At 62.3% G+C, this 25,324-nt stretch carries 43 protein-coding genes and 1 tRNA gene; 18 read left to right on the top strand and 26 right to left on the bottom strand.

Annotation, left to right across the window (positions count from 1 at the left end; all coding sequences use genetic code 11):
* Positions 1-28 precede the first annotated feature (28 nt).
* From HNO88_RS01525 to HNO88_RS01440, 18 genes are all read right to left on the bottom strand, one after another.
* On the bottom strand, positions 29-2,059 hold the full coding sequence (locus HNO88_RS01525; RefSeq protein ID WP_184242056.1) for a portal protein: 2,031 nt from the start codon (positions 2,057-2,059) through the stop codon (positions 29-31).
* A gap of 58 nt (positions 2,060-2,117) precedes the next feature.
* Positions 2,118-2,330, bottom strand: coding sequence for a hypothetical protein (locus tag HNO88_RS01520; RefSeq protein ID WP_184242054.1), 213 nt, complete (start codon positions 2,328-2,330; stop codon positions 2,118-2,120).
* Between the two features lie 2 nt (positions 2,331-2,332).
* Positions 2,333-3,679 carry a phage terminase large subunit gene (locus tag HNO88_RS01515; protein ID WP_221419765.1) on the bottom strand — a complete coding sequence of 449 codons (1,347 nt, stop codon included), beginning with the start codon at positions 3,677-3,679 and terminating at the stop codon, positions 2,333-2,335.
* On the bottom strand, positions 3,663-4,025 hold the full coding sequence (locus HNO88_RS01510; RefSeq protein ID WP_184242052.1) for a helix-turn-helix domain-containing protein: 363 nt from the start codon (positions 4,023-4,025) through the stop codon (positions 3,663-3,665). The genes HNO88_RS01515 and HNO88_RS01510 overlap by 17 nt, the downstream gene beginning before the upstream one ends.
* 146 nt (positions 4,026-4,171) lie before the next feature.
* Positions 4,172-4,654: a hypothetical protein gene (locus tag HNO88_RS01505; RefSeq protein WP_184242050.1), complete on the bottom strand. Its 483-nt coding sequence runs from the start codon at positions 4,652-4,654 to the stop codon at positions 4,172-4,174.
* Positions 4,647-4,955 carry a hypothetical protein gene (locus HNO88_RS01500; protein WP_184242047.1) on the bottom strand — a complete coding sequence of 103 codons (309 nt, stop codon included), beginning with the start codon at positions 4,953-4,955 and terminating at the stop codon, positions 4,647-4,649. Before HNO88_RS01500 ends, HNO88_RS01505 begins: the two co-directional genes overlap by 8 nt.
* A gap of 49 nt (positions 4,956-5,004) precedes the next feature.
* On the bottom strand, positions 5,005-5,508 hold the full coding sequence (locus tag HNO88_RS01495) for a hypothetical protein (protein WP_184242046.1): 504 nt from the start codon (positions 5,506-5,508) through the stop codon (positions 5,005-5,007).
* A 77-nt stretch (positions 5,509-5,585) separates the two neighbouring features.
* A complete protein-coding gene (locus HNO88_RS01490) occupies positions 5,586-6,110 on the bottom strand; it encodes a hypothetical protein (RefSeq protein WP_184242043.1) in 525 nt (174 codons plus the stop codon).
* Positions 6,107-8,299 carry an AAA family ATPase gene (locus HNO88_RS22810; protein WP_184242041.1) on the bottom strand — a complete coding sequence of 731 codons (2,193 nt, stop codon included), beginning with the start codon at positions 8,297-8,299 and terminating at the stop codon, positions 6,107-6,109. Before HNO88_RS22810 ends, HNO88_RS01490 begins: the two co-directional genes overlap by 4 nt.
* A gap of 67 nt (positions 8,300-8,366) precedes the next feature.
* Positions 8,367-9,005 (bottom strand): hypothetical protein, encoded by a 639-nt coding sequence (locus HNO88_RS01480; protein ID WP_184242039.1) that lies wholly within the window; start codon positions 9,003-9,005, stop codon positions 8,367-8,369.
* 22 nt (positions 9,006-9,027) lie between these two features.
* Positions 9,028-9,828, bottom strand: a complete 801-nt coding sequence (locus HNO88_RS01475) for a PD-(D/E)XK nuclease family protein (RefSeq protein ID WP_184242037.1) — start codon at positions 9,826-9,828, stop codon at positions 9,028-9,030.
* Positions 9,825-10,235: a RusA family crossover junction endodeoxyribonuclease gene (locus tag HNO88_RS01470; RefSeq protein WP_184242035.1), complete on the bottom strand. Its 411-nt coding sequence runs from the start codon at positions 10,233-10,235 to the stop codon at positions 9,825-9,827. The genes HNO88_RS01475 and HNO88_RS01470 overlap by 4 nt, the downstream gene beginning before the upstream one ends.
* Positions 10,232-10,507 carry a hypothetical protein gene (locus HNO88_RS01465; protein WP_184242033.1) on the bottom strand — a complete coding sequence of 92 codons (276 nt, stop codon included), beginning with the start codon at positions 10,505-10,507 and terminating at the stop codon, positions 10,232-10,234. Before HNO88_RS01465 ends, HNO88_RS01470 begins: the two co-directional genes overlap by 4 nt.
* Positions 10,504-10,680, bottom strand: coding sequence for a hypothetical protein (locus HNO88_RS01460; protein WP_184242031.1), 177 nt, complete (start codon positions 10,678-10,680; stop codon positions 10,504-10,506). Before HNO88_RS01460 ends, HNO88_RS01465 begins: the two co-directional genes overlap by 4 nt.
* A 2-nt stretch (positions 10,681-10,682) precedes the next feature.
* Positions 10,683-11,099: a hypothetical protein gene (locus HNO88_RS01455; RefSeq protein WP_184242029.1), complete on the bottom strand. Its 417-nt coding sequence runs from the start codon at positions 11,097-11,099 to the stop codon at positions 10,683-10,685.
* Entirely contained in the window at positions 11,092-11,301 is a 210-nt protein-coding gene (locus HNO88_RS01450) for a hypothetical protein (protein ID WP_184242027.1), read from the bottom strand. Before HNO88_RS01450 ends, HNO88_RS01455 begins: the two co-directional genes overlap by 8 nt.
* 359 nt (positions 11,302-11,660) lie before the next feature.
* Positions 11,661-11,945 carry a hypothetical protein gene (locus HNO88_RS01445; RefSeq protein WP_184242025.1) on the bottom strand — a complete coding sequence of 95 codons (285 nt, stop codon included), beginning with the start codon at positions 11,943-11,945 and terminating at the stop codon, positions 11,661-11,663.
* Positions 11,946-11,979: 34 nt separating this feature from the next.
* Entirely contained in the window at positions 11,980-12,186 is a 207-nt protein-coding gene (locus tag HNO88_RS01440) for a carph-isopro domain-containing protein (protein WP_184242023.1), read from the bottom strand.
* Between HNO88_RS01440 and HNO88_RS22805 the strand changes: the two genes are divergently transcribed.
* The 18 genes from HNO88_RS22805 (at position 12,179) to HNO88_RS01360 (ending at position 20,246) form a co-directional block, all read left to right on the top strand.
* A complete protein-coding gene (locus tag HNO88_RS22805) occupies positions 12,179-12,877 on the top strand; it encodes a LexA family protein (protein WP_184242021.1) in 699 nt (232 codons plus the stop codon). The genes HNO88_RS01440 and HNO88_RS22805 overlap by 8 nt on opposite strands.
* 387 nt (positions 12,878-13,264) lie before the next feature.
* Positions 13,265-13,609, top strand: a complete 345-nt coding sequence (locus tag HNO88_RS01430; protein WP_184242019.1) for a hypothetical protein — start codon at positions 13,265-13,267, stop codon at positions 13,607-13,609.
* A complete protein-coding gene (locus HNO88_RS01425; RefSeq protein WP_184242017.1) occupies positions 13,606-13,782 on the top strand; it encodes a hypothetical protein in 177 nt (58 codons plus the stop codon). Before HNO88_RS01430 ends, HNO88_RS01425 begins: the two co-directional genes overlap by 4 nt.
* On the top strand, positions 13,779-14,159 hold the full coding sequence (locus tag HNO88_RS01420) for a hypothetical protein (RefSeq protein WP_184242015.1): 381 nt from the start codon (positions 13,779-13,781) through the stop codon (positions 14,157-14,159). Before HNO88_RS01425 ends, HNO88_RS01420 begins: the two co-directional genes overlap by 4 nt.
* Complete coding sequence (locus tag HNO88_RS01415) at positions 14,152-14,469, top strand: hypothetical protein (RefSeq protein ID WP_184242013.1); 318 nt, start codon at positions 14,152-14,154, stop codon at positions 14,467-14,469. The genes HNO88_RS01420 and HNO88_RS01415 overlap by 8 nt, the downstream gene beginning before the upstream one ends.
* A 116-nt stretch (positions 14,470-14,585) precedes the next feature.
* Complete coding sequence (locus tag HNO88_RS01410; RefSeq protein ID WP_312856971.1) at positions 14,586-14,948, top strand: HNH endonuclease; 363 nt, start codon at positions 14,586-14,588, stop codon at positions 14,946-14,948.
* 186 nt (positions 14,949-15,134) lie between these two features.
* Positions 15,135-15,410 carry a hypothetical protein gene (locus HNO88_RS01405; protein ID WP_184242009.1) on the top strand — a complete coding sequence of 92 codons (276 nt, stop codon included), beginning with the start codon at positions 15,135-15,137 and terminating at the stop codon, positions 15,408-15,410.
* Positions 15,407-16,195 (top strand): hypothetical protein, encoded by a 789-nt coding sequence (locus tag HNO88_RS01400; protein WP_184242007.1) that lies wholly within the window; start codon positions 15,407-15,409, stop codon positions 16,193-16,195. Before HNO88_RS01405 ends, HNO88_RS01400 begins: the two co-directional genes overlap by 4 nt.
* Positions 16,192-16,332, top strand: coding sequence for a hypothetical protein (locus HNO88_RS01395; protein WP_184242005.1), 141 nt, complete (start codon positions 16,192-16,194; stop codon positions 16,330-16,332). The genes HNO88_RS01400 and HNO88_RS01395 overlap by 4 nt, the downstream gene beginning before the upstream one ends.
* The gene (locus tag HNO88_RS01390) at positions 16,329-16,526 is read left to right on the top strand and encodes a hypothetical protein (protein WP_184242003.1); all 198 of its coding nucleotides are present in this window, start codon (positions 16,329-16,331) and stop codon (positions 16,524-16,526) included. Before HNO88_RS01395 ends, HNO88_RS01390 begins: the two co-directional genes overlap by 4 nt.
* Positions 16,523-16,930, top strand: coding sequence for a DUF7352 domain-containing protein (locus HNO88_RS01385; RefSeq protein ID WP_184242001.1), 408 nt, complete (start codon positions 16,523-16,525; stop codon positions 16,928-16,930). Before HNO88_RS01390 ends, HNO88_RS01385 begins: the two co-directional genes overlap by 4 nt.
* Complete coding sequence (locus HNO88_RS01380; protein ID WP_184241998.1) at positions 16,927-17,628, top strand: hypothetical protein; 702 nt, start codon at positions 16,927-16,929, stop codon at positions 17,626-17,628. The genes HNO88_RS01385 and HNO88_RS01380 overlap by 4 nt, the downstream gene beginning before the upstream one ends.
* Positions 17,621-17,761, top strand: a complete 141-nt coding sequence (locus tag HNO88_RS21985) for a hypothetical protein (RefSeq protein WP_221419764.1) — start codon at positions 17,621-17,623, stop codon at positions 17,759-17,761. The genes HNO88_RS01380 and HNO88_RS21985 overlap by 8 nt, the downstream gene beginning before the upstream one ends.
* Positions 17,761-18,321, top strand: coding sequence for a metal-dependent phosphohydrolase (locus tag HNO88_RS01375; RefSeq protein ID WP_184241996.1), 561 nt, complete (start codon positions 17,761-17,763; stop codon positions 18,319-18,321). The genes HNO88_RS21985 and HNO88_RS01375 overlap by 1 nt, the downstream gene beginning before the upstream one ends.
* A gap of 98 nt (positions 18,322-18,419) precedes the next feature.
* Positions 18,420-18,545, top strand: a complete 126-nt coding sequence (locus HNO88_RS22620) for a hypothetical protein (RefSeq protein WP_281383966.1) — start codon at positions 18,420-18,422, stop codon at positions 18,543-18,545.
* Positions 18,542-19,012: a hypothetical protein gene (locus HNO88_RS01370; RefSeq protein ID WP_184241994.1), complete on the top strand. Its 471-nt coding sequence runs from the start codon at positions 18,542-18,544 to the stop codon at positions 19,010-19,012. Before HNO88_RS22620 ends, HNO88_RS01370 begins: the two co-directional genes overlap by 4 nt.
* Positions 19,009-19,182: a hypothetical protein gene (locus HNO88_RS01365; protein ID WP_184241992.1), complete on the top strand. Its 174-nt coding sequence runs from the start codon at positions 19,009-19,011 to the stop codon at positions 19,180-19,182. The genes HNO88_RS01370 and HNO88_RS01365 overlap by 4 nt, the downstream gene beginning before the upstream one ends.
* Positions 19,183-19,187: 5 nt before the next feature.
* Positions 19,188-20,246 carry a tyrosine-type recombinase/integrase gene (locus HNO88_RS01360; RefSeq protein ID WP_184241991.1) on the top strand — a complete coding sequence of 353 codons (1,059 nt, stop codon included), beginning with the start codon at positions 19,188-19,190 and terminating at the stop codon, positions 20,244-20,246.
* 11 nt (positions 20,247-20,257) lie between these two features.
* Here HNO88_RS01360 and HNO88_RS01355 read toward each other — a convergent pair.
* The 8 genes from HNO88_RS01355 to HNO88_RS01320 all read right to left on the bottom strand — a co-directional run bounded on the left by HNO88_RS01355 (position 20,258) and on the right by HNO88_RS01320 (position 25,322).
* Positions 20,258-20,334 (bottom strand) — tRNA-Arg (locus HNO88_RS01355).
* 186 nt (positions 20,335-20,520) lie between these two features.
* Positions 20,521-21,321: a LytR/AlgR family response regulator transcription factor gene (locus HNO88_RS01350; RefSeq protein ID WP_184241989.1), complete on the bottom strand. Its 801-nt coding sequence runs from the start codon at positions 21,319-21,321 to the stop codon at positions 20,521-20,523.
* Positions 21,318-21,875: a LytS family sensor histidine kinase gene (locus HNO88_RS01345; RefSeq protein ID WP_184241987.1), complete on the bottom strand. Its 558-nt coding sequence runs from the start codon at positions 21,873-21,875 to the stop codon at positions 21,318-21,320. The genes HNO88_RS01350 and HNO88_RS01345 overlap by 4 nt, the downstream gene beginning before the upstream one ends.
* Positions 21,876-22,018: 143 nt before the next feature.
* Positions 22,019-22,654 (bottom strand): YbhB/YbcL family Raf kinase inhibitor-like protein, encoded by a 636-nt coding sequence (locus HNO88_RS01340; RefSeq protein ID WP_184241985.1) that lies wholly within the window; start codon positions 22,652-22,654, stop codon positions 22,019-22,021.
* Positions 22,655-22,677: 23 nt separating this feature from the next.
* Complete coding sequence (locus HNO88_RS01335; RefSeq protein WP_184241983.1) at positions 22,678-22,947, bottom strand: DUF2171 domain-containing protein; 270 nt, start codon at positions 22,945-22,947, stop codon at positions 22,678-22,680.
* 108 nt (positions 22,948-23,055) lie between these two features.
* Positions 23,056-23,244 (bottom strand): hypothetical protein, encoded by a 189-nt coding sequence (locus HNO88_RS01330; protein WP_184241981.1) that lies wholly within the window; start codon positions 23,242-23,244, stop codon positions 23,056-23,058.
* 102 nt (positions 23,245-23,346) lie between these two features.
* Positions 23,347-24,222, bottom strand: a complete 876-nt coding sequence (locus HNO88_RS01325; RefSeq protein ID WP_184241979.1) for an NTP transferase domain-containing protein — start codon at positions 24,220-24,222, stop codon at positions 23,347-23,349.
* Positions 24,219-25,322 (bottom strand): D-alanine--D-alanine ligase family protein, encoded by a 1,104-nt coding sequence (locus HNO88_RS01320; protein ID WP_184241977.1) that lies wholly within the window; start codon positions 25,320-25,322, stop codon positions 24,219-24,221. Before HNO88_RS01320 ends, HNO88_RS01325 begins: the two co-directional genes overlap by 4 nt.
* Between the last annotated feature and the right edge of the window lie 2 nt (positions 25,323-25,324).

Genomic DNA, 25,324 nt, shown 5'->3' with positions numbered 1-25,324 from the left:
GGCTTGTTACCATTTGGGGATGCGCGCTTCAAGCGGCTTGGCTCAACAAAGTGTTGACATCGGGCAATTGCGCCGGGGTGTTGGCGATCTGCTCTGATTCGGCGGCGGTCTTTTGCGCGCTTGCCAACGTCTGCACCGTCTTGGCCTGCGACAGCTGCGTATCGGCCGTGAGCTTGCCCGCCTGCGCCTGCAAAGCCTGAGCCTGAGCAGCAAGCGCCTGGGCCTGTGGATCGGGCTGCGCGTTCTGCTGGGCGGCTTGAGCGGCTTGCTGTTCCTCGGCGGTCATCTCGTCGAGGCCGAGCTGCACGGAGAGCTTGTGCGCATAGTCCTGCAGCTTGCCCATGCCCTCGCCGTCCATATTGCTGACAGCGGTTAGCAGAGCGGCTTGGCCCAGCTCGAGCGACTGCACGCTGGTAGCCGCCTGAGCGAGCGTCATCATGGTACGCACCGTCTTGTCGCGCCTGGTCGCGGTTGCCTCGGTCACATCGGCGATGACGTTGAAGCGCCCGACCGACAGGTCATAGCGGCGCGAGACAATCCCGGTCTTCTGATCGGCCACGGTCTCACCGAGCGTCGCAACGGCAGTCTCGCCATCCTCGTCCATCGTCTCGACCTTGCGGCCTTCCTCGACGTAGACCTCTTTCGCCTGCGAGTAGTAGATCTCGCCGAACGCCTGCATGGAGAGCTTGAAGTTGTCCATGTAGATGAACGACTTTGCATCGACGCGAGATGCCGCGATGTCCATCGCCTCACCCGAGACGTTGGACTTGATCTCCATGCTGCCATCGTCGCCGTTCGTGATCTCGGCGATGTCGTTGCCCATGATCTGGATAAGCGCAGCCATGGCGGGAGGCACGTCTGGCGGCTTCACGTAGGCGACAGGCCCGGTCTGGACGATGCCGCCGGTTACAGGATCGGTGATCGGGTGCGCCAGTCCGTACGGATGGCGCTCGATGTTCATGTTGGCCCAATGGCTTTGCAGGCCCTCCATCTGCTCGGGCGCAAAGATCGGCACCTCACGCGGCGCAAGGCTGGCCGTCTCGATCAGCTTGCTGACCTGGGCATTGTACGCCTTCGCCGGGTCCTTCGCGTCGCGCACGTGACCCTTGAAGCGCTCCACGTTGTCGATGACCACGCGCTTGCCGTAGAACGGCACAATGGGGATGCGCTCGCCAGCGATGAACCCGCAGTCCTCCAGAACCTCAGCCCCGCTCAGTATCCATTTGTGGACCCGCTTGCGCTTGATCTTGCGGGTGCGGCGCGTGAAACCGCGGGTCTTCAGGTCGTCGTCCTGGCCCTCCGCCATGTCCTCGGTCCAGTAGCGGAACTCCTCGCCGGTCGCATCGCGCGTGTAGATGCGCAGCTCACGCGAGACGTGCTCGACCTCGTAGTATTCCGCGACCCAGACCACATCGCCGCGGAACCAGTCGAAGCTCGGAAGCTTCATGTTCTCCGGCCACGAGACGAGCCGATCGTCGCCGTATTCCTCCTTGAAGGCGTCTGGCGTCATCGCGTTCAGCACGTAGGCATGGCGCGCGTCGGACTTGTCGTAGAGCTTGGCGGCACGGTCGAAGAACACGCACTGGTCGGCGTCCGCAATCATCTCGATGCGGATGCGCTGGCGGTCGTTCTTGTCGTCGCTCTCGTCTTCGTACTCGTTGCACAAGCGCCAAGCACCCATGCCGCCGGCCGCACCCTCGCTGAAAGCATTGTCGAACGCGAGCTGGCCCTTGCTGCGGTAGATGTCGGCATGCAGCAGGCCATTCAGCAGTTCGGCCGTATCGTCATCGCCCTCGTCACCGACCGGGCGGAAGTTCACCGTGAAGCGGTTGGCGCGATAGTCGTTGATGATCTTGTCGTGACCGCGCTGGGTCTTGTTGATCTGCAGCCGAGGCGAGTTCTCGAACTGCTCGCCCATCTCGCCTTCCCACTGCGCGCCTTCGATGAACACGAAGCGGCGATCCTGCAGGGCAAGCGCGCGTTCGGCCAGCGTCTCGCTGGTGTTCTCGTCGAACTGGCGCAGGGCCTTGTCGAGCAGGGCTTGATCGCTGGTATTCACTAGGCGCACCTCGGCTGTTATGCCCGGAGGTGCGGTCCGGAACGGTATTTAGATACCGTTACTCTGCCATCCAGACAAGAGCCGCTTCGGCCATAACGACATATGCGTCGCGCTTCCCGTCAGCTGACCTCTCAATGGTTCCGATCTCTGAAAGCCATTCGTCAGCAGCCTGGCGCATCACTTGGGCCAAGCTCTGCGCTTCGTCAGTCGGCGCACAGCAAGGCTTTTCTCTGGTCAGCGCGCTCCAAGCCGCCACTGTTTCGTCATCCATCATTACCTCCTCGCAAATGCCGACGCCATCGTGGGGACCGCTACAGGCTTCGGCGGCTCCTTCCGCGGCTTGACCACGCTGGGGAATAGCTCAGCAAGGCACCAGATAAGCGCATCGGCGCGGTTCGGGCTGTCGCCTCCGACATAGCCATACGTCGTGAACGCGGTCAGCTCGTCCTCAAGTTCGTTGAACCGGCCGACATGCCGAACCTTGCCTTGCTCGTACAACGCTGAGAACGGCTCAGCACGAACCACCTTGCCGCGCGTCGCGGTGACCTGCCGAAAGCTGGTGCGCGGCCTGGCGGTCTGGATCACGTGATTGACCATGGCGCCACCATAGTTCGTCTCGCCAACCACAGCATCAGCCTGGTGGCGATCGAACAGCGATGTAGCCACACGCCCCCACGTCATTGGCCCCGCTTTCACCGTCGCATCTTCGAGCACGTAGCAGTTACCGTCTACACCGAGGCCGGCAGCGACGATGCCGATCGCGTCATTGTCCGCGTTTTCTTCGTCGCCGGCGCCGGACGGGTCAACGCCCACCACGATGCGCACCATGTCAGGCACCCGGCCATCTGTAACGCGCCATGTCTCGATCATCTCGTCCGTGAACAGCGCGCCAGCAACAGCTTCGCCGAACTCACCATCGAGGAATCGGCGACGCATGCGGGCTGACATGGTGGAGAGCGTCTGCAGGTAGTCGTCTGCCACGTTCTCGCGGTTGTCGTTCGGGTTGATCTTGAACGACGCATAGTCGCCGGGATTGACCAACTCCTGCTTCGTCTCGGGGTCTATCTTCTGGATGAACTGCCGGAACGACCAATGAGCCTTCGAAGGGGGGTTCTCGTCGTAGAACACTCGCGGGCGCAGTGGCTTGCGTGCGCCACTGATCTCCTGCTCCACTTGCTGCGCAAGACGCGTGAGAGCTGTTTGCAGCGACACGTAGGGGATCTGCGAGCACTCGTTGAAGTAGATCGTGGCGAACTCCATGCCGAGCACCTTCTCGGCTCTCTCGGCGTCGTCCAGGCCTGCGAACCAAATCTCTGCCCCATTCGGCAGCGTCGCATACCAATCGGTCTTGTCGAGCTTGTACGGCACTCCAGGGAAAGCAAGGCGCATGACCTTGGGGAAGGTATCGAGCACGATTGACGCTTTGATCGCGTTGAACCTGAACCGGAAGATCGCATGACGGCTGTTCGCCGCCTTCAACGCACGCATGATGACGTTGCGCACATGCAGGAACGTCTTGCCCGAGCGTGAGCCGCCGAACAGCATTACGTGCTTAGCAGGCCCGGCGCATATCGCCTGCGCCTCCAGCTGCTTAGGGGTGAGCTTAAAGGTCTGTGTCATGCTCGCCGGCGGTTACGGTCACACCGCCCTTGTGCTCGATCTGCTTGCTCTCGCGCCAATCCGCAGGGAAGCGAGCCGCCATCGAGCGGCTGTACAGCGAAGCCTGGAACTTGTCCGCGGTTAGGTTCATGCGCCCCTGTTTCTCCCACCATGCCTGGCTGAGATCGCGAGCTTCTTCCAAGGCTTCTAGAAACTCCGGATGAGCAGCGGGCCAGTTCGCCTCCAACGTGGCACGCGACACACCGATCTCAGCCGCCATCTCGACCACGGAACATCCCTCGCGGCCAAGTTCGCGCACCTTCTCGCAGTACTCAGGCAGGTAGCTGCTAGGCCTCCCGACGCTCATTCTCGTTCACCGGACGCTTGGGCCGCTGCCAGCGCAGATGCCGGCCGTAGATGCGGTTCCATGTTCCACCGACCAACGCCTGGAGCCACCACTTCGCTTGCATGCTGTGCTTGTAGCATTGAACGTTCTCCTTGTCCTCTAGCCATCTACGCCTCCTTCAGCTTGGGTGGGGTGTTGAGGGAGCGGATGGCGGTGGCGATAGCCTTGTCTCCGTTTGCCCGACGACCAGACGAGACGGCATACTCCAGATCAACATCGCGGCCAGAGGTGCTGTCAGCGTTGCTCGCCGATGCCAGATAGCGTTGCTCTGCCTGCTTGTTGGCTGCGAATGAACCATCAGCCACCTTCGCGCATTCCTCTATCGCTCTCTCGCGGGCAGCGATGCGGACCTGTTCAAGGATGCGAGCCGCCGCTTCGGCCTTCTCCTGCTCGGCCAGGCGCTGGCGAAGTTCGTGGGCGTCGTCGATGTCGTCGTGCACGGTGGTGTTGCCGCGGTAGACCATCGTGTACTCGGTCATACCATCGACAAGCTTGGTCAGGCTGATGTTGTAGCCCCGGCCAGCGTCTTCAATGGCATGAACCAGAGCCATGACTTCGGCATCAGGTTCGATCTCGCTCTGCTCAGCCATGGTGTGGGCTGCTTTCGTTGGGGGTGGGCTTGCGCTGGATGGAGAACTTCAGCGTGGTGATGTCGTAGCCGCGCGCCTCAAGTTCCTCGACCAACGACGGGCGTTCTTCAGCCGCCATCTTCGTTAGAGAGTAACCACGGCGCTTCTCGGTCATGGCGGTCATCACCATGCGCGCATCGCACTTGTCGGCACCCTGGCCGCCCCAGACCGCGCACAGGTCGGGCGCGTCGTAGCGATCTGCCTTGCCGTAGACGATCTTTACCTCGCCGGGCTTCGCGGCAGGCGTCCGGTAGCGCTTCATGCTCCCTCTCCTCTCATCCCTGCTTGATGGGTGGCGTCTTTGGCGGTCATCAGAACGGCAGATCCGTGAGCGCATCGTCGAGCGCGCCGATGACCAGCTTGTCGGTCTTCATCGGAATGATCTCGGCGCCCGGGAAGCAGTCCTTGGCCTTCACCAGGATCGGAAACTTCTCGATGATGTCGGCGACTTCCTCGAGCGCCCACACCTGGCACTGACGTCCACCAGCATCCACGCGGCACAGTTCTGCCCGCTCCCGCACCAGTATCACCGGCGTGCCGTCCGATAGCTCGAACTCCCACTGGTACGCCGGCAGCGACGTGTGTCCCGCTTCCTCGGCCAGGGCCTCGAGCTTGTCGTAGGCTCGCAACATGGCGTTGGCCTGGGTGCGCGCGACGTCGATCAACTCCTGCGTCGGGAACGGCGTGGCGTCGTAACAGGCCTGTTGCCACTTGAGCTTCTGACGGCGGAACTTCTCCAGCCACTCGATCGGCACCAGGTGCGGAAGCCGGTTGTAGCCCCAACGCCGATTGCAGCCCCGGGCCCGCTCATCCACCGATGAGGCTATATCCCGCAGCAAGAGTGACAGGCTGTGCGTCGTCGCTGGCGGTAAGGCTGGTGCGTGAGTAGCCATTAGCGCTTCCTCTTTTCTGTTTGCTGATTTTCCAGAGCGCGAACCAAGGCATCGATTGCCTTCTTGTTCTCACGGTATGCGATCACGTTCTTCCCGTGCTTCTCGCAGCACGTGATGATCTCATCGTGCATGTTGAGCCGCTTGCGGCGTTCGATTTCGCCGCAGCTCATTCCGTGCTGCTCATGGTGCATCTGCAACCGCTCACGGATGCCCCGCATCGTGCTTGTGTATGCGTCGATTGATGGCTGCAGGCGGGCGCGTATCTCGCTCAAAGCGATGAGCGATTCCTGGATCGTGGCTGGTGTATGCAGGAACCCAGGAGCAGGGTTTGCGCCATCCCCTTCGGAAGGGTGGGTGGCCGCGCCATTGAGCGCCTTTGCCGGGTTAGCGCCTTGAGCGCTACCCCAAATGGCGCAATGGCGCAATCCCCCTTCCTCAGAATTATTTTGCGCCATCTGCGCCATTGGTGCGCCATTGGATTTTGGCAATGGCGCAAACAGGTCTAGCTGGCCCGCGACGCTCACGCTCCGAACCCCATCTGATTGACGGCCCGCATGTCTACGGTGACGCCGTTGCGCTTCTTCCGCTGGACTGGATCATCATATTCAAGCTCACTGATGACCCCATTCTCCACCCAAGTTTTGAGCATCTTGGTGGCGACTGGCGCTTCCACACCAAAGCATTCGATCAGCACATTCCCAGCCCAGCGTTTGCCCGTGCTGCCAGCCTTATGGAGCGAGAAGCGTTCACCCGTAGGCGCCCCGTCCTCTCCCTCCATGCCCCTGCTGATGCGCTCCAGTGCGATCTTGATGTGGTGCGTACTGATGTCATTGAAGGCGTCTGGCGGCGTCCATGGCGCGAGAGCGCCGACCTCATCAGCCTGGGTCAGGCCAGTACCGTTTGCGATCTCGACGCTGATCTTCTCGAACCAGTGGGCCTTGCCAGAGAGAAGGCTCTGATTTGCCTTCGCATCATCGTAACGAACGTACCGGTTGCGCTTCTCGGGATCGATCCCAAGCAGCTTTGCCTCATCCTGAGTCATCGGCATTAATGTGGCGGAGATACGGGTGCTGTTGACGATCGCGCCTGCGCCGCGAACGACATTGGCATCGCCTGCGCCAGCGTTGGCGTACTTCGTCGTGTGATGGACGAGATAGACGGCGCAGCCAGTCGGACGAGCAATCTCGTCGCGCCAAATCCGCATAGCCCACTTGACTTCGCTGTTGCTGTTTTCGTCGCCCTCGAACGTTTCCGCGAACGGGTCGACAATCAAAGCACCGATTTCATTCTCAATGATGTAGCGCTTCAGGGTTTCGACGATGGGCGTTGAGACGACAGCCTTGCGGGTTGGGTCACTCTTGGCGACCACAATGCTCTCCGCGTTGCGGATCAGGTGCATCATGCCGGGCAGAAGAGCCTCATCGGGCTTCATCACGTTACGCGCAGCCGACAATCTGCGGCGTTGTTCGTCGATGTCATCCTCGACATTCACGATGAGAGTACGCACACGCTTGCGCGGCGCCCATCCTCCCCATTCCGCTCCGGTGGCCAGCGTGATGCCAAGCTGCAGCGTGAACAGCGATTTGCCCGAGCCGCCCGGCGCCACCAACATGTGTGTGTAGCCCGCCAACATGACGCCCGGAATGATCCAAGGGCGAACCGGGATGGCGGACTCTTCGAAATCGAATGCGTCTATAACGTCGAGGCTAGTCTCAGCCTCGCGCTTGGCCTCGCTGACCTCTACGCTGTCTTCTGGCTCTGGCAGTGCCCACTTAGCCCGGGCACCTTCCAGTGCCGTGTTCATCTCCCGTCGCGTCTGATCGACGCTATAGCCCGGAAGGGTGATGTGATCAGCGAGGGCAAGGATCTCCGCTGAAGTCCTGCCATTGTACGCAAGGTGCGCAACGAGCCGGATCATGTGGTTGTGCCAGGCATCGCCACGGAGACAGGCATCAATTAGGTCTTGCACCTGAGTGCGGCGCATGGCCTGCAGGGTGCTCTGCCCGTCTTGCTGTAAAAGGTGGGGATCCCCCGCTTTTTCACGCATCGGATAGGCAGTGCTGATCTGCTCAGGAGAGACGGGCTCGCGCTCATCGCTGAACTGCGTGCGCAGGCTTGTGAGCTCCATGCGATAACCGCGTTCGAGCTTATGCCGAGGCGGATAGTTCACGGTGCCTGCAAGGCGCATGATGCGCGAAGGGTTGATCACCGCATCGCCATCGAACGATTGCGCGATGCCACGCTGGCGCTCGGTCCAGGCCGGCATGTTGCCGACCGGCTCTTCCAGCTTCCAGTACAGGTGCGGACGACGATGCGGTTCCGTGCCGGTCGTGACCGTCATGGTCGGCGGTAGCGCCTTCATGCGGCGACCGGCCTGATCGACGGCTTCGACGCTATCGAGATCGGCGAACTGCCAGAACGCAACAGCTACATCGGTGTCCTCCGCCGAACCCCTGGTGGTGGGCTTGCGGGGGTTGACGCCGACGTAGACGTTGCAGCCTTCGCGGCTGCGGTTCGCAGCAAACGAGACGGCATCTGCAATGCCGTTCTCGTTGCTGGCGAAGTAGGTCGATTGATTGGGCTTGTCCTGCCCATAGCGCAACTCGATGAGGCCCTGCGGATAGTGCTCCGAGCAGGGCTCGAACAGGACGCACAGATGCGCTTTGATCGCTTCTGCGTCCGGTTCTATCATCGACTGCACCACTGTGGCCACGTCAGTCCTCATTCACTTGTGCTGCGGTGGAGGGAGCCGGTGCCTAGGAACGCCGGCTCCCGTCCGATCAGAACTCTACGTCGTCTGCGGTGGCCGGCTCAGGGGCACGAGCGGCAGGCGGTGGAGCGTGTTCAGCCTTTGCAGCGGGGGCCGGTGCCGGAGCAGCAGCAGGCGTGGCAGCTGGTGCCGAACCGTTCAGATCAGCCGGACGGTCAGCCCACCCAACGATCTCCAGCTGAGGCTGGTAGTTGGTGCCATGCGAGCCGACGATCGGAGCGACACCGGCGCACTTCACGACCGGCAGCTTGCCCGGGTTGGCGCCCTTCTCGGCTTCCCAGTGATCGTGAAGCGCGTTCATCGCCTCAATCACCACGCCGGCAGTCGACGAGAACTCGCGCACGCCCAGCAGGTTCTTCTCGCTGAACACGTCGAGCTCGAAGCCGCGCTTGAAACCGTCGCCAGGCTTGGCCGCAGCCTGCGAGAGCGAAGGGTCATAGGTCTTCGCTGGAGCAACGCCCGCCGCGAACAGGAACCACCCGGTGCGGATGTTCTCCATGTCGAAGATCGCGGTCATGTTGGTGACCTCGAACTCGGGCGCGTCCTTCTCGTCCTTCTTCGTGTACCAGCGGCCCGCCTTGGCGTTGTACTTGACGTAGACCTTGAAGTTGCCTTCGCCGCCGCTGTTGGGGTTGCTCATGAAAGCCATAATCTAGTTCCTCATTCTCTGCTTAGGATGCCGCTTGGAGAGCGAGCGGCGCGCTATCGGGGGAGGCTCCCCAGATCTCGTGAGCGAGGCGGCGCGCGCTAGCGTCGCCCCAGTAAAAGCTGGACAGATCTGGCGCGAAGCAGCGGGTCAGCGCCTCGCTATCGTCGGACAGGGAAAGCAAGCGCTCGATAGCCTGGGCGGCCTGCACGAACTCAGCCTGATGGCGAGCCGCATCATCCAGGACATAGACCGCGATCTTCTTCGCCGAGACGTAGGCGAAGCGCATCTGCAAGTTTGAACCGTGGTTCAGGTAGAGCGCGCCCTGACGTGCGTGCGCGTCGCTGATCTCGCTCGGAATGCGAGCTGTTGTCTTCAGGTCGACGATGATGCCGTGCTGAGGCCAGTTGAAGTCAAGGTAGCCCCAGATCGGCACTGGCACGCCGGGGATGGTGATCTCGAGCTTATGTTGGCGACCGTCCGCCGACTTCTCGGGTACACCGTATTGGCGCAGTTCGGCAAGAGCGACGGCAACCGATGGCTCGATCGTCTCGCGCTCCTTCTCGATCCTCGCATCCGCCGACAGACGGGTGAGCGAGTGGAACTTGGCACTGGCGACCTTCTGGCACTCGGCGACCGGCATCTCAGGATCGAACAAGCCAGCTTCAACGCCAGCTTCGATTGCGGTGCCGCGGTGCGCAGCGGGCCCGACTGCCGTGCGCTTCTTTATCAAGTAGGAGCACGCCCACAGCGCGGGCTGCGCGATGAACAGGTTCACGCTGGACGCACTCAGGTGCGTGATGCCGTGGCGCTCGAACGCGTTCATGGCAGCACCTCGACAAGAATATCGAGGCCAGGCTTTTCACCGTACATCTTCATGCACTTGGAAAAGGCGACCTGGCTGTCGTCCTTCCAAACGATGCCGTTCAAGCCATCGCCCACTGCCTTGAGGATGTTGTCCCCGTCAGGCTTCGCGGTGTGCCAAGCAATGCCGTTCACCATGGTCTTCGCGACCTTCTTGGCGCGCGACTTCGGGATGTCGAAAGTAGCCGTGATCGTGAGGAACACTGGCCCTTCCAGCTTCTCGCACGCACCCATTGCCTGCTCCGCAGCGAGAGCGATCAAACCTTCGTAGGCGACCGTCTTGGCTGGCGTGTACGTGCGGCCATTGCCGAAACGAGCGCGTCCCTTGCCTTGCGGCGTTCCCGGGACGGTTATGTGAATAGACGTCATGGTCGCACCACCTGCCGACCGGCACGCTCGATTGCGTTCAGAAAGGCGGCGTTCGCGGCCTTCATGCGCTCCGAGTGCAGATCAATTTCCCAGGTGTGATTGATCGGCGCGGGTGCGGGGCGCTCGAAGCGGGCACGCAGAGCCTTGATCGTGTCGATGTTCGGAGCGCGCTGGAATTCGGCCTTGACGAGCCTGCGCACCTTGAACGGGTCTGCGATATACTGGACCAGCACACGCGCCATGGCTTCGCTGTTGTGGTGGACGTCGATCATATCGCCTGCGCTCCGAGCTGAGCCTTGACGTTGCGCCAGGCGTTGGCGACCTCGCCCTTGGTCAGGTTCAGCGCCTCACCGGCTGCGCCCAGTGAAGCGCCGTCCGCGACCAGTTCAGCGAGGGCGTCCATGCGCAGACGAACACCGCGAGTGATGATGCCGGGCTTGTTCATGATCACTCTCCCACGAAGTGCTGGAGTTCGGTGATCGTCTCGCGTGCCTTTTCCTTCGCGACCGCCTCATCGCGATGGCACCATTCACCATCGGACATGCGCTCAGCGACTTCGGCGACGAAGGACGACGTGGCGGCAGCAGCACGGAACGCCGTGGCCGTTTCGCTCGTGTCCTTGCAGGTGAGGCGAAGGCGAGTGTTGCCGATAAGGTAGTCGGCGTGATGACGCGGCAGCTCGTCCAGCAGCGCCACCAGAACGTGGCCGGGAAGCGTTGTGCCACTGGCCCACCGGCGCAGATCGCGGACCTCTTGATCGACCCTGCGAGCGATCTCTTGCAGCTCACCGGCGCGCTCGAGCTTGCGGACGACTTCGGCCAAGCGCTCGGCCAAATTATGTTGCGCTTTGTTGCTGTCAGTCATGATCTTGCTGCACCTGCGATGTAGAAAACGCTGCATGAGCGAAGGGATCGGGAAGAGTGCAGGACGAGCCGCGGGGGGTGTTGAGCCCGTCCTGCACCGAGGGTTCACCGGGGTTGGCGAACCGAATGAACTTGCCGAGCAGGATGCCGGCAGGAATGGACGCGAGGGTCCAGAGGGTGAGGAGCGTAGCAAGGACGCTCACACCCCCTTCTCCGACGAGCCATGGCCATGCTGAGCAGGGGGAACCGGCTTGCGGAGGTTGATGAAGTAGCGGCGGGCGATGAGTTGGCCGTCTGTTGCGGGTTCGGGGGTGCGCATCAGGCGACACCTCCGCTGGCAGGGTTGTTAGCCCCGCCAGCTTCGGTCACTGTGCGGTTGTCGAGACCAGCACGGAGAGAAGAATGGACTTGGAAGAACGCGTCTTGCGGCTTGAAGCGCACAACGACGCCTGCACGCTTATCCTGCAAACTATCCTTCAAGCCAGTTACTCGCCGGCTATTCGGAAGCAGATGCGTGATCACATCTGTCAAAATGTGGAGAGCAGTTACTCTGCGGGTATGGTTACGGATGCGGCACTGGATCGACGTGTTCAGCGGACCCTGCATCATGTTGAGGAGATTTTTCGCCAACCTTAAGCTGGGCCTCAGCGAAGTCGACCTGAGCGCGCAACAGGCGTTCATAGGCTTGGAGGACTGGGCTAACCGGTTCTCCAAGTACCTTGCGAATGTTGGCGCTTTCGGAAGCAACGGCGAGACGCTGGCGGAACATGTCCGCGCGCATCCTTGCCGACGAGGTCGTGACGCGGGTTTCAAGCGGCGAGAAGTCGAACAGACCAGTTCCGTGCATACTCGAGTTCCTTCATGGTGATGGGGGAGCGCGCTCATGCCGCTGCGTGCCGCTTGGGGAAGTTTCCTTCCGTGAGCGGCTTGCCACGGCGCTCAGCCAATTGAAGCAGCGTCGGAACGCGCCACTGCGGCACGTAGCCCGCACGCTTCCAGCTATGAACGGTGGTGAGCGGGATGCCCGTCTCGCTCGATACGACGGTCACGCCGCCGAGCGCTTCAAGGATGTCTGAGACTGTGTCCATTCCTGAGAAATACGATATCCGTATCTCAGGTGCAAGTGAAAATACGACGTTCGTTATCGACCGCGCACTACGAAGTTCGCACTGTCGCCCGATGATCACTCATGACGACATCCTCGTAGAGCTAAGGCGTTGGGTCACTTCGGGCAAAGTCCGCCAGAAGGAAATCGCCGAAGAGTTGGGCATTGCGCCGGCCCGCGTGAGCGAGATGCTCAAGGGGGAACGCAAGGTTCAGCAGCGCGAGATGCCGATCTTAGTACGGTACTTCGGGATGGACGAAGGGCCAGACCCTTCTGTAAGGCGCATCGCGCGGATCGGCATGGTCCCGGCTAGCTCTCTACGTGAAGCCCTGGCCGCAACCTCAGGAAGCCTTGAGGTGCCCGCCAATCTGCCGAAGGGGGTGTTTGCTCTCGAGGTCGACGGGGAGAGCATGAACAAGATTGCGCCGTTTGGGTGCGATGTCATCGTCGACCCGAACGATAAGAATCTGTTTGCAGGCGATCTTTACGTCCTCGGTAACGAGGCGGGCGAATTCACGTTCAAGCGTTTTGTCCAAGACCCGGCCCGTCTCGTGCCACTTTCTACGGACCCTAGCCATAAGGGCATCGCTCTAGGATCCGAGCCAATCAACATCGTCGGGCGCGTTGTCTCCGTGCTGATCGGCGCGGAGCATCTACGCAGGATGGATGCCTAAGCCGCTTTCGCGGTGCGGATGGGTCTAGGCTGAAGCTCTACCCCGACGTCCAAATAGAACCGCCCGTCCTCGTCGAAGTCGCCCATTTTCAGGCGCACCGCGTCTTGCTGCGCCTCGTCTATGTTGTCTCGGATCGGCGCCAGAGGACGACCAAACAGCTCCACTCTAAAACCGTATCGCATTGCTTCCGCTCGACTCGTTGTGACCTAATAATTGGAACATATGAAGAACGTCGGATCAAGCCCGAATCGGGTCGGCGCGCTTGATCGAAAAGAAATACGAAAAGCGTATTGACAGCTCGCATACGATAACCGTATTGTGTTCTCCAGCAGCCCAGTGGGCCCCAAGCCCACTCGGCCAGAGCCACCCGGCACCTGGAGAACCGCAGTGCAGATCACCGCAACACGACAGAACGCCCACCCCTACAAAGGCTGGTCGATCGAGCACGACCCGCAGCTGCCAGCCATCATGGCCTGGACTGCCACCAGCACCGACTTCGAGACGACGCTGACGGCGGCAACCTTCATCGAGATCCGCGAAGAGGTCGATCTGTTCATCGACGCGCTGGTTGATGAGAGGTCCGGCCTCGAGGCGATCAATATCGAGTTCTACGCCGGCGCCTGGGGCAAGGACCGCAAGGATCCGGAAGTCCTCGCGCGCTTCGTACAGCGTCCTTCCAACCGCAACTGCACCGAGCAGATCGCAGCGCTGATCGCGGAGTTGGCAGCATGACCCGCTTCGACAAAGGCGACCTCCGCCAAGCCCCTGCATGGCTTTCTGAGCCTCAACAGCAGGACCACCCCTGGACCTGGGCTGACATCGCGTTCTTCTGCGTTGCCAGCTTCATATCAGGCGGGATCGCGATGGCTTGGTTCCTTCAGCCGGCGATGGAGAGCTTCACGTGAGGGGCGCTTCCGACAAGAACGCGCTCGAACTGCAAGCGCTTGTTGCTCAGCTAGACCCCGCCGCGTTTGAGCCGATCATCAAGCGTGCATCCGAGGACTTCTACGAGCGGATCATGCACTCGTGCGAGGACTACTTGCGCGAGAACGTGGAGTTCAACGTAAGCTCGCATCTACAGATGTTGGAGCGCGAGAACCGCGAGATGCGGGCGCAACTCTATGCGGTCGATTTAGCACTGCGCTGCCCGAATGGCGGACAGGAAGCCCGGCTCTCAGAGATAGCCACCCTGCAAGGGCGCTATTCCTCGATCTCTGCGGAAGCCTGGCGTCTCAGGAAGTTGGTCGAGGCTCCGGCGCGGACGGAGGTACCCGATGCCTAAGTTCACCCTCACCACCGCCGACATCGCCCGTCTCCACGAAGTAGAGGCCATGTGCCTGCGGTATCGCACGGACCCGAGCGCCAGCATCGATCTGGAGCTGGAGATGATCCACCGGCAGTTTCGATACGATCGTCGCCCGATCATCGGCGTTGCCAACAGCGTCGGCGTACATGCGACCGGCGACATCGCCTTCGACAAGGCTTGGGCGGCTAACCGCGAGGCCAACATGCGCGATGCCTATCGTGAGTGGGGCCGCGTCAAGCTGGCTGAGCTGCGGATTGAGCGGCATGAGCGGAGGCAGGCGGCGTGAGCAAGTCGAAGCCATGCGCGGTTACGGCCTTCACTTCCCGGCTTTGCGAAGCTGGGGGCGAAGTGCTTGCGCCTACCAACCCTTACGAGATTGCCCGGTTTCGCACCCGCTATGGCGTGGGCGTGATCTACCGAGGCAAGCGTGGGGAGACGTGGAATGCAGAGGCGTTGTCGGCTCGCGAGCATCTGGAGGCCCAGAAAGGTTCGCTCGCTCCGGTGGCGGTTAAAGGACGGCGCAAAGATCGTGCGACGGTAGAAGCGTTGATCACCCGCGATGGGTCGAACTGCTTCTTTTGCGGCTCTGCGCTGGAAGGTGACGTGACCGTCGAGCACCTTGTCGCAGTAGCGCATGGCGGTCCCAACCACATCAGCAATCTCTTGCTCGCGCATGCTCAATGCAACCAAGCGGCCGGCCATCTGAGCGGTGCCGAGAAGGTCGCTATGGCCCTGCGCTTGCGTTCGACTGGCGGTGCCCTGTGACACCAGACCCCCGCTCCTTCCAAGCCGGGAAGCCTGAGGTCAACGCCTGGGCGATCCGCAATCACCACTTCCACGCTCGGGAACAGACCCTCGATAGCTACGCCTGCGCCCTGGAGGCGAAGAGGGCTGCTGAACACCTGCGCAACATCACCACCAGCTCCAGCGAGCCAGCGGGAGGAGAGTATCATGGTTGAGAACAACGAAGAGATCGTCTTGGCAGTCGCCCTGCCTTTGGACGGCAACGAGTGCGAGCGCCGCGTCTGCGCGATGTGGCTCAAGCTTGCCGAAGCGATCGAAGCGATCATCAGCGAGCCGAGCGAATGGATCGATACGGTCAATAACGCCAAGGATGCCATCCAGTTCGTTGCTCTGGCTGAAGCGTGCTTCCTGCAGGCCACCGGCCAAAACATCCCGGCGCCGAATGTTCGCGAAGTTCTCACCGCCCGCGAGCCGCAATCATGAGCGCCCGAGATCAAGCCACCGACGCGCAAGGCGGGGCGGGGGAGCGCCCGATCAGCGAGCACCCCTGTCACGGCCTGTTCCGCACGGCGGGCGATAAGCTGAGCCATCGCCATTGGTTTCAGAACAACCAGCTTATGCCGACTTGCGAGCGGTGCGGCACACCGATTGACCGTGAGCACAACGAAGTCGGCCCGGTATCTTGGACGTCTCCCCACCCGCCAGTCGCCCCACTTCCCCCATCCGTGGCGAACGTGGAAGCGGTGGCGAAGGCAATGTCCGCGCTCGATGTCGTGTCATCGCAATCCCATCGCTATCGGAACAACGAGATGGGCTGGATCATACCGGACGATGAGTGGCAGGACTTGAGAACCGCCATCGCCGCCCTAACCCCTTCCGCACCCGAGTTCGCCCCGCAGATGGACGGCGACAAGGCGCGGGAGGCTACGAGGCTCGCCGCAGTACTCCGTGTGGCACAGATCGGCAACGACCGGCACGGCGAGGATATGATCCGCGCGGCGAACATGCTCATCGAACTCACCACCCCATCCAACGAACCGGCGAACGCTGCGAGCGATGAGGCGGGGGAGAAGCGCCGGTACATCACGTTGTGGCGCAAGCCTGACGCAGTGCTCGACTGGGAATTTCATGTGTCCGAGAACGACCATGAGCTTCAGCAGGTGGTCGGCAATCTACGTAAGCGGCCAATCAAGCAGGGTACGACTTATGTCCTCGGCAAGGAAGTGCCGGAACTCAGCCCTGCCGCCATCCTAGGCTCCCACCCATGAGCGGTGAACGCACAGTAGCCGCCGAGATCGGCTGTCTTAGCTGCCTCGGATTGATCGTCTTGCTCGGCGCAGTGCTGGGCGTTGCATGGGGCCTGATGATCGGCCTCGCCCACTGGATCGGAGGGCTTTTTACATGACCGGACATCACGCTTCGGGCGACCTCCGCGAAGGCCGGCACTGCTACCCCTTCGATCCCTACGACACGGAAGGGATCGCGGAGGAGATTGACCGCCAAGAGACGCAGCGGGCCATCGAGGCTGAGCAAGAGAGGGGACACGACTGGTACGTGCCGCTCAATGGCGTGGTTTATGGGATGGGAGAAACACTATGAGCGCTTCCGACAAGTCGGACCGGGCTACCCATGAACAGAGCCCGCAGGCGGTCTCTGCCGCTGAGGCGGTGGCTATCCCTAGCGCGGCTTGGGATGAGAGCTTGCGTGGCCCTCGTATGTCCGACGCGACCGGCAAGGTAATCTTCAAGTACCAGATGCCGGTGCTGGAGAGCTTCACGATGGAGCTTCCCACGGGTGCCGACATCATCCGCGTGCAGGACCAGGGCGGCATGTTCTGGTTGTGGGCGGTAGTCGATACCGACGCTCCACTTGAGAGCCGTCAGTTCATGGCGTTCAAGACCGGCGCTGCCATGCCGCGCGACACCAATCTTGCCTATGTCGGCTTCTGTGCCGTGTTCGTGCAGATGGAGCTTGGCCTTTATATCTTCGAGGTGCTGCCATGAAATATGGAGAGGCACCCACCGTCGTGGACAGCATCTGCATTCCCGACTGCGAATTGATGTTTACCCTCTACATGCCGGTGCGGTTGGCCGGGCAGACGGCGGTCACGATCCCCCGTTATGTCGATGGATATGCACCCTTGGTTGAGGCCGCGCTTGATTACGAAGGCGCTAACGCTGACGGCAAGTTCGTCTACCTCACCGTCAAGCGGCTATGGGTTGAGCCGGGTTGCTTGGGTGGTCGCCTGGGCTGGCACACTGATGGCTTCGGCACTGACGATGTAAGCTACATCTGGGCTGATGCGGACCCGACTGAGTTCTGTGTCCAGCCATTCACTCTGTCCGACAATCACGAGATTTCAATGCGGCAGATGGAGGAGCAGGCGCGACCCGAGAACATCGTCCAGTACGAGCCGATTGACCTCATCCGGCTTGACGCACGCCATGTTCACAGATGCCCCGTCAACCCAAAGGCGGGCTATCGGACCTTCGCTCGCGTTTCGATCTCAAGTGATCGCTACGACATGATCGGCAACGCTCACAATTTTGATCTGGATTATAACTGGATCATGCACCCGCGTGGGGCGGTGCGAAATGACGTGTCCTCTCGTGCGCAAGGGATGGCAGCGCGGAGCGGCGAGACGGGTACCGGCTCGACCGAAGGCAACAGCCCGGTCCGTCAGGATGCGCCCGATGCTTAAGCACACCGGCCTCACCATGTCCCAAGCATGCCCTGAACTGGTAAGCGCCAAGCTTGCCCGCCCCCGGTCCTATCACATCGTTCCTATCGCAATGGCGGTGGTGATGGTGGTTGTTGTTGGAGTGTTCGGGTGATGAGTACACAGATCGAACATTCTCCGACCGTCCGGCGCATCGTCGGACCAACAATTTTGCTAGCCAGCGGGGAGTATTTTGACTTCCTAGATCCGACTAGCGCTACGTTCGCAATCAGCGACATCGCGCACGGCCTATCGCACATCTGCCGCTTTGCTGGCCACTGCAAGCAGTTCTATTCGGTTGCACAGCACAGTGTCTACGTCAGCCAGATTGTGCCGCCCGAGCATGCTTTTGCAGGCCTGATGCATGATGCTGCGGAGGCGTTCGTGGGTGATGTCGCCAAGCCGCTCAAAGACCTGCTCCCGCAATATCGGGAGATAGAGCATGCGATCGAAACGGTGCTGCTGAAACGCTATGGCTTAAGCTTACCCCTCGATCCGTCCGTCAAGGAAGCTGACATCGTGATGCTTGCGACCGAACAAGTCGCGCTCATGCAAAATCGCGACGATTGGCAGTACACTCGTGGACGCACGCCAGCGGACATCGACATCACGCCGATGCCGCCGATCGAAGCTCGCGAGTTCTTCCTCGCCCGCTATGCCGAGCTGACCGCATGAACCTCCCCCAAACCCTCTCCCGCGCCCTACGCCGCGATCTCCCCGACCTCCCTCCTGAGACAGAGCTAACCGATCTCTACACAGACGGTTGCTGCCCCATGGACGTTCGCCAGGCCATCGAGGAAGAGTACGGCGACACCACACAGCAAGCCTTCGAGCGCTGCCAGACTGTGGCCGATCTGGAGGCGTTGGTGGCCGGGTTGTGCGCGGAGGCGGTGTTGTGACCTTGCAGGAACTCCTGGCGCTCACCGGCGACAAGTACAGCCCCAATCTGCGCAAGTGGCTCGTCCAGGCTAGGTTCGGCGGCGCTCTGCCCACCGTCTATACCGACAAGGACGCCTGCAGGTGGATAGGCTGGATCGACGAAGAGACATGGTTCATCGGCACAAGGCTTGCCCAGGTGCTCGGGCGCGGACGAAGGGCTGAGATTGGATGTTGGACATTCCCTGTGTCCGACCTCTCGCCACTCGATGGCTTCTGGAAGCGGTATGCCGAGATTGGTCGATGCGCCATCGATACAGCCCACGCCTCCTACTTTATCGGTGAGGACACGCGCTGGCAGGTTGATGGCGACCGCCGCGATTGCCTTTGGTGCGGGGACCATACCCAGACCTTGAAGCGCTGGACTGAAGAAGTCGAGCGGGAGGCGTGGGTCGAGGCCACACCCCCTATGCTGGAGGGAGCGCGATGACGGCGCGCGCACGCTTCAGGCAGGCGGACGTGACCAGGGCCGCGGCCGGCATGGCTCGGGCTGGCGTCCCTGTGCAGAAGATCGAGATAGACCCCACCGGCAAAATCGTGATCTTCCCCGGCACCCCGGAAAAGAAGGCTGATTCGAACGAGTGGGCAGACCTAGAGTGAACCGAGTGCTGCCCAAGTACGCCAGCGCGTTTATTGACAATCGCGGGAAGGAGCGCGTGCGCTTGCGCCGAACCGGGTGGCAGACGATTTATGTCACCGCTAGCGTTGGCACGCCGGAGTTTACCGAGGCATACAAGCAGTGGGAGAAAAATGGCCAGATCAAGGTTGGCGAGCCGAAGGTGCGTCCCGGCAGCTTCGATGACCTGATCACGCGCTTCTATCGCAGTACCGAATGGTCGGATCTGAAAGCGTCTACGCAAGAGACCTATCGCGGCGAGCTAGAGCGGTTCCGCGCCAAGTACGGCGATCGGACGGCGGCGACCATGACGGCCAAGCATATAGACACGCTGATCGGCCAGATGAAAAAGACCCCGAGCGCGGCCAATAATCTACGCAAGCGGCTTGGGCAGCTGTTCGACTTCGCGCAGCGCCAGGGCATGCGGACAGATAACCCGGCGCGGGCGGTCAAGGCGCTGAAGACGCGCAAGGGCGGCTTCCCTACATGGCAGGAAGAGCAGATCGGCATGTTTGAGCGTCATCACGCGCTGGGAACGATGCCTCGCCTCGCCTTTGACCTCGCGCTCTATACGGCACAGCGCAAGTCGGACGTGCGTTTGATGGGGCCGCAGCACGTCAAGGATGGCTGGATCAAGGTCAAGCAGCTCAAGACTGATACGACGGTCGAGATCCCGATTCACCCGGAGCTTGCGAAGAGCATCGCCGCCACTCAAGTCGGGCACCTGGCCTACCTTGTTAGCGCGAAGGGAGCGCCCTTCACCTATGACAGCTTCGGCATGTGGTTCATGCGCCAGTGCCGCGCCGCCTCGCTGGACGGATTTTCGATGCACGGCCTGCGTAAGGCAGCATCACGCCGAATGGCCGAGATGGGTCTCTCCAATCAGCTGATAAAGTCGATCACCGGTCACAAAACTGACAGTGAAGTAAGCCGCTACACAGCCGGCGCAGATCAGCGGAAGATGGCCGAGATCGCAGGCCGCATTATGGCTAGCGACGGGAAGCCCGATTTGGCTAGCGATGCCGAAGGTGTTGTAAATGCTAGCTGAAAAAGTGCTTGTGGTGCGCCCGACAGGATTCGAACCTGTGGCCCCTAGATTAGGAATCTAGTGCTCTATCCTGCTGAGCTACGGGCGCACGCAGGAGGCGTCTTACGGCGAGGCGCGCGCGTTGGCAATCGTGAGCAGGCGCGACGTACCGTCCCCTCACTTCGTCATTCCCGCGCAGGTGGGAATCCATCTCCAGGTGGGCTCTTTTACGCGAGGTCAGGAGATGGATCCCCGCTTTCGCGGGGATGACGAGAGTCGTAGTAGATTTCGCGCCTCAAGCCGCCAGATCGCGCCGCGACAGCAACTGGCGCACGCTGGCGGTGTAAGTGCGGCCGATCGGTACTTCCACACCGGTGGTGAGCCCCAGCTTGATCGTGCCGTAGCCGCCCTGGCGGATTGCGCCGATCAGCGACTGGCGCACGATGGCCGAGCGGTGGACGCGCAGGAACTGCATGGGATCGAGCCGGGCCTCCATGCTCGCCATGGTCTCGCGCAGCAGCAGGCTGGTGGTGCGGGTATGCAGGCGCACGTAGTCGCGCTCGGCCTCGACCCACTCGATCTGCGATGCGGGAACGCGGACGAACTCGCCGCGGCGGGGCACCCAGAACTCCGTTTCGTAGCGCGGTGCGGCAGGCTGTTGTTCCGGCTCGGGGCGTAGGGCGGCGATGACGTTGGTCACCTCGGCCATGCGACTGTCGGCATCGCGGGTGGCAAGCGCATTGCGCGCCCGCGCGATGGCCGAATGCATGCGGTCGAAAGACACGGGCTTGAGCAGGTAGTCCACCGCCGAGACATCGAAGGCCTTCACGGCGTAGTGGTCGAACGCAGTCACGAACAGGACGATCGGCAAGGTTTGGGGATCGAGCTGTGTCAGGCATTCGAATCCGCTCATGCCCGGCATCTCGATGTCCAGCAGCAAGACGTCGGGCACGAGTTCGCGGATCATGCGGATGGCCTCGTCGCCATCTGTTGCCTCGCCGGCGATTTCGACGCCTTGGATGTGGCGAAGCATGGTCGAATTGCGGCGGCGGGCGAGGGGTTCGTCGTCGACGATCAGGACACGTAAGGTCTTCATGCGTACCTCAAGGGAATGCCGAGGTCGACGCGGGAACCGCGTGACCCTCCCGGTCCGGCGTTGAGGGACCAGCGCTCTGCGAACCGGGTGGCGAGGCGCTGGCGGACGTTAAGGAGGCGAAGATCGGTGGTGGGACCGGTGCTGGGGCCGGTGCCGACCGTGACCTCCCTGGACCTGGGGTGTGCATCGTCCTTGACGCACAGCAGCGGTGCATCGGGGCGATGCTGCGCCGCGCTGCGCAAGTGCGTGGTGCTGGATGAGCGGGCGTCGCCGCACTTGATCGCGGCGATGATCGCGCTCTGCCAGAAGGGGCGCGGGCGGACCGGCCGCAGCACCAAGTGGATGGCGTAGCACAGGGTCGCGGCTATCACGACAAGGCCCATGCGACGCGTAAGAACTCCCGGCGAAGTGGCGGAGCTGGCAACCGAGATCGCGGCGAGAACCAGCAGGCGCAGGCTCCAGAAGCCCGCGATCGACCACAGGGTCGCACGACACTCACCGCGCTGCCTCGGAGCAGCGGCTTCGATCATGACCGGGAAGTACAGGCCTGCCATGGATCGTAAATCGACGCAGATCGCCGCAGTGTCGAATGCGCCGGTCGGTTCAGGCTTGGCGTTCGTCGATTTGGGCGGTGTTTACAGACGCACCGCTACGACCGGACGCGTCCGGTCAGGTCTTCCACGCCAGACGCTTCGAGTCAGGCGAGCGCCGGCCCGGTGCCGAACGCGTCCGTTCCGTCCTGCAACGGCGACGTTTCGCCACGCGAGTAGGTGCCCACCAGAAGCCCGGCGGCAAGTACGTTGCCTTGCAGTGCCTCGGCCACACGCGAACGGCCTGGGTTGCTGCCGAGGTCCGGTGTGGAGCGCAGCGCGAAGAGCTGGAATACGTAATCGTGGTTGCCATGCCCGGTCGGCGGATCGGGCGGCAACCAGCCCTCGGCAAGGTAGCTGTTGCGACCGACATCGCGGCCGTCCAGCTCACCGTCGCCATCCTGAGCGATCTCGCCTTCTTCGAGGCGGCGTTCGTCCGACGGCAGGTTCCACACCAGCGCATGAACGAGGGGATTGGGCGCGGGTGCGTCCGGATCCTCGACGAGCAAGGCCAGGCTGGTGGTGCCGGCCGGCACCTCGCCCCAGACCAGTGGGGGCGAGATGCCGATACCGTCTGCCGTGAAGCGCTCGGGCAGCCGAGCGCCATCGGCAAAGGCCGGGCTGGACAAGTCGATGCGCTCCACCCCGCTTGCCACCCCGTCCTGGACGATGGCGAGCTTGGCGTGTCCGGCGCGCACGTTGGTGAGCATAGCGCCGAGCCAGTGAGGTACGTGTTCGAGCATGATCGTCCGTCCGGCCTCGTCGCTTACTGGCCGTCCGCGGTCGAGCTGCCGCCTTCTTCCTCTTCGAAGGTGATCGCGACATCGGCATTGGCCGAGAGGCGGACCTTGTCGCCCTCGATGCCGGCGACCAGACCTTCGGAGATGTAGTGATGGTGGCCGCTGTGCGCGCCGGCGCCGCTGTCCGACTTCGTCAGCTTGATGCGGTTGCCGTCCACCTTGTCGACAGTGCCGACATGCACGCCGTCGGCGCCGATGACTTCCATGTGCTCGGTGATCTGAGAGAGGTCGGCCATTGCTATTCTCCTGCGTCTTGAGGGTCGTTCAGCCAAACGTGCGAACTTGATATAGGATGCCTGCCCTCGCGGTCATTCGGCGCTGCGGGCGGGCGGATCGGCGGCGGATCACTTCGATGTCGTGGCGTCTTGCGAGGGGCTCTGCTGCTCGGGGTCCAGGCCGGTGGCGGGGACATCGGTGTTGTCGCCGTCCTCCATGCCGAACCGGGTGGTGTCGGTGTCGCCGGGCTTGGCGGGGCGAGTGGTCTCGTCGGACTTGGCGCGCTCCTGGTCGGCGTCTGGGTGGGGGTCTGCCATGATCGTCTCCTGGTTATCGGAAGGAGAACGGCCGAAGCGGCCTTGAGTTGTCACGTGACGCGAAGAAGGGGGCGAACGACGGAAGCGGCGGGGCAGGAGGCCTTAGCGAGCGGCGACCAGGGCCAAAGCGGGTTTCGCCGTTGTCGCGGGCGGTTCAGCAGGGGCCATCGATCCGGTTTGCGCTCGTCTGCTCAGGATCTCTTCGGCCACGCCGAGCGTGCGGGCGTTGTCGACGTCGATCGCTACTGCGCCATCTTCGAGCAGCACGGCCTTGATCTCCTGGCGGAAACGCCGGGAAAAGCGGCGGAATGCGGCGTCGAGCGTGCCAATGCCGTAGTGGAAGCGCACGAGGTTGAGGAATCCGAACGCGGCCACGATGCGCAACGGGTGCTTGGCGAACTGGCCGCCGCTGCGGAAAACCTCGGCGATCTCCAGCGACGCAGCCGATTGCAGCCAATACGTGTTGCAGTTGGAATAGCTGTCGTCCGAGAACTTGTAGAATCGGCGCTGCCCTTCGGGATGCGCCGCCAGGACTGCGTCGCGGCGCGTGAAGGCGACCGCCACGTCGGCATCCGCAGCGCCGGCGATGAACTGGCTTGCGGCTTGCGGCGTGAGCAGCACGTTGTCCGCCGTCGTCACCAGCACGGGGAAGCGCGCTGTCTCGGCTGCTGCGAAGACGCTGTCGACCAGGTTGGTCTGCGCAGTGGCCAGCACCAGCTTGCCGCTCGCCTGCATCGCTGCGACCTCGGGTAAGCCATCGAGGACGCGCGCATCGTTGATGGACACGACGATGCGCGCCACTTGCGGTGACGCATCGAGCGCGGCGAGGACGTGCAGGATCATCGCGCGACCGGCGACGGGCACGATGCACTTGTCCTCGACGCCGGCCGCCGCTGCGAGGGCATCGATCTCGCCGTCGCGACGTCCAGCCAGGACCAGAGCGGTGACCGCCAGCGCGCTTTTAGTGCGGCTCGTCATAGCGCTGCCGCCAGCTCGCCGGCGCTTGGCCTGGAGGCGAAGCTGACATGTGTCATTGGTGCGCGGTGAAGCAGGTTATTACGCGCCAGACTCTCGCACAGGATCGTCTCGATCAGCTGCTCGTGGCTCCAGCCGGCAAGCCGGGCGGCCATGCCAATGGTCTTGCGCGACCACAGGTTGCAGTTGAGATTGACCTCGAGAAACTGGAAGCGCCCGGTCTCCAGATCGAGGCGGCACTCGAAGCGGCCATAGTCGAATGGCATGAACTCATCCATCAGGTTGAGCGCGGCGGCGGCGATCTCGGGAACGTGCCGGGCGTCCTCGAACGGGCGGATCGCGAACGACTTGGGACCGGTAACAAGATCGCGCTTCTCGCCATACGTGCGCAGGCCGGACGGGTCCTGCTGCTCCACGATCATGATCGGCAGGATTACGGGACGACCGTTCACCGTGACGATCGACACTTCGATGTCGTGGCCGGTAATGAACCGCTCGACGATCGCGTCGTGCCCTTCCTGGTGGATGGCCTCGACCGCATCGCGCACGCCGGCCCAGGTTTCGGCCGAGCGGACGCCCCAGCTGGCGGACGAGGCATTGGGCTTGATCACGTAACGCCCGGCGCGTGGGCAACGGGCCGGATCGGGCTCGACACCACGGCGGTAGATCGCCCAGTCGGCAGTGGCGATGCCACGTGCGCGGGCGAGCATCTTGGTCAGGTGCTTGTCGTCGGAGACGCCGCGGATGATGGGGCCGGCACCGAGGTAAGGCAGGCCCAGGCGATTGCACAACAGCGGAAGCATCATCTCGGAATTGAGAAAGCCGCCGCGGTTCAGCAGGGGGAAGACGAAGTCGACCTTGGGCCGGTCGAACAGCACGCGATAGTCGTCGGCCACCATGGGCTGGAATCCGATGTCGTGCAGCACCTCGCGGATCTCGGCGTGATACACCGCGTGCGTGCCGTCTTCGCCGTGCGCCCGCCCGTTCGAACAGGCATGCTTGGCGACATAGAGCAGCCGCAGCTGCTCCTTGGCCCATTCGGGCACCTCCAAAGGAGCGGGGATCGAGGGCGAGTGCGCCGCGGCGGCGAAGCTTGCATGCATGC

The sequence above is a fragment of the Novosphingobium chloroacetimidivorans genome, from assembly GCF_014204535.1.
In the GTDB taxonomy this organism is placed as follows: Bacteria; Pseudomonadota; Alphaproteobacteria; order Sphingomonadales; family Sphingomonadaceae; genus Novosphingobium; species Novosphingobium chloroacetimidivorans.
Note: the sequence above shows the minus strand (reverse complement) of the source record. Positions and strands in the feature narration are given on the sequence as shown.